The organism is Mesorhizobium sp. P5_C1 (assembly GCF_054049815.1).
This window is the reverse complement of the sequence record NZ_JBFULQ010000862.1, coordinates 1-1,625: the sequence shown is the minus strand read 5'-3', so window position 1 is coordinate 1,625 and position 1,625 is coordinate 1. Positions and strand designations below refer to the sequence as shown.

At 58.8% G+C, this 1,625-nt stretch carries 3 protein-coding genes; all 3 read right to left on the bottom strand.

Translation table 11 applies throughout. The annotated features are described in order from the left end of the window. On the bottom strand, positions 1-423 hold a 423-nt coding region (locus ACXJ7R_RS32050; RefSeq protein WP_457155306.1), incomplete at its 3' end, for a hypothetical protein. 247 nt (positions 424-670) lie between these two features. Further along, a complete protein-coding gene (locus ACXJ7R_RS32045; protein WP_457155305.1) occupies positions 671-997 on the bottom strand; it encodes a hypothetical protein in 327 nt (108 codons plus the stop codon). Between the two features lie 37 nt (positions 998-1,034). Further along, positions 1,035-1,625, bottom strand: a 591-nt coding sequence (locus ACXJ7R_RS32040) for a hypothetical protein (protein ID WP_457155304.1), incomplete at its 5' end; no start/stop codon positions are given.

The window sequence follows — 1,625 nt, the reverse complement described above, 5'->3', positions numbered from 1 at the left end:
ATATTTCTTCGCCACGTCGCGCTTGAACTTCGGATCGTCGGTCAAGATGTAGCCGCCAGAATATCCGCCCTTGAGTTCGCCGCTCGTGCTGGTGGCCACACCCTTATAGAGATGGCCGTCGATGGAGACGAAGATGTCCGACTTGGTACCGTTCTTAAGACCGATATCCACCTTCGTGAACACGCCAAGATACCCGACCTCCTGATTTGCGGTAACGCCCATTTGTACTGAACTTGGCCCATCTTGGCGCACGATCAAGCAATCTCCACGCGTTTGATTTGTATAGATCGTCCAGCCCTCGACGTCGTCCCCGTATCGGACAAGCACATCGCTGGCCTTGGGAAGCGGATTTTGTGTTTGTGCGTATGCCGCCGTCGCAGACGAAAGTGCTACTGCCGCGATGAGTGTCGTGAAGATTCGCATAGTATTACCTTCCCTTGTTTGCGTTCTTGCTCATGAGTGTCCGTTTTGTGGATCGTGACTGCCGCGCCCATCCTGGGCGTTGCTCGGAAGTCATTTCACCAGTTCGATCTCGCTTCCGCCCCGTCACTTCGAACCGCCGGGCGCGTCGTAGAGGCGCACGACCCGCGACCGGTCGTTGCTTGGACGATCGTGTCGCTAGGGCCGACCTGTTATCGGTCAGGCCTGGCCGGTGGCTGTCCGCGCCCGATCAGTTAACGAGGACGACTACGTATTTCGACCCCGTGTGCTGATAATATTTCGCGCCGCAATGCCAGATTGTCGTCCCGTTGACCGAAGTCTTGACGCAACCGGCCGGCAGACTGGCTACGTAGACGCTGGTTCTGCGGATGGTTCGCCGGGTTGTGCGCCGCGCGACGCCCGCCGCACTACCGGGCGTAAGAGGATGGCCAACGCGGGCCAGCGCTTGAGATGAAATCGATCCCTGTGTGACCACGGAGACCGCATCAACCTGTACGAAAGTGGCCAAAGCCAAGGCCAGGACGGCGCAGTTGCGGAATGTAAATTTCGTTGTCATCACTTCCTCCCTGTTGTCGTTGATGCAGATCCTGGATCTAGAAACGCATGACCAGTCCCATGATGGGTCCTTGCTGGACGACATCGAAGACGAAGCCGTCATTGCGGTAGTTGACGCCGAGCGCGCGGTAGCCGGCGACCGCCGAAAACCGCTTGTTGAACCGGTAGCCCAGTGCGGCGGCGACATCCCAGTCGACATTGGCGCCGCCTGCACCAACCATGCCCCAGCCCGTCAGATAGACTTCAGGCGTGAGCGAGTAGTTCGCGCGAACGCCAACCAGGCCGTCCGCCCAGGTCGCTCCGTCGCTGCCGGATACGCCGTCAAGGATACCGCCATGGAAGTTCAGGTCCGTGTCTACGGACCAGACCCTCATGGCGCCGACGAAATCGAGACGTCCGGCGTCACTCTGGAGGATCGAATAGCCAGCTCCGACCAGCCCTGAAAATGTCTGTGACGAGACCTCGACACTGTTGGCAACGACGCCTCTCGGCGTGCCACTTTCTCCCGACAGTTTTACATACATGAGGTCGCCGAAAATGCTGTAGCGGTCGTAGCGAGCCTCGGCGACGGCCATGGCCGCGAAGTCGAGATTCTTCAGGATGTCGCTAAAACTCGAGTCGACCTCGAC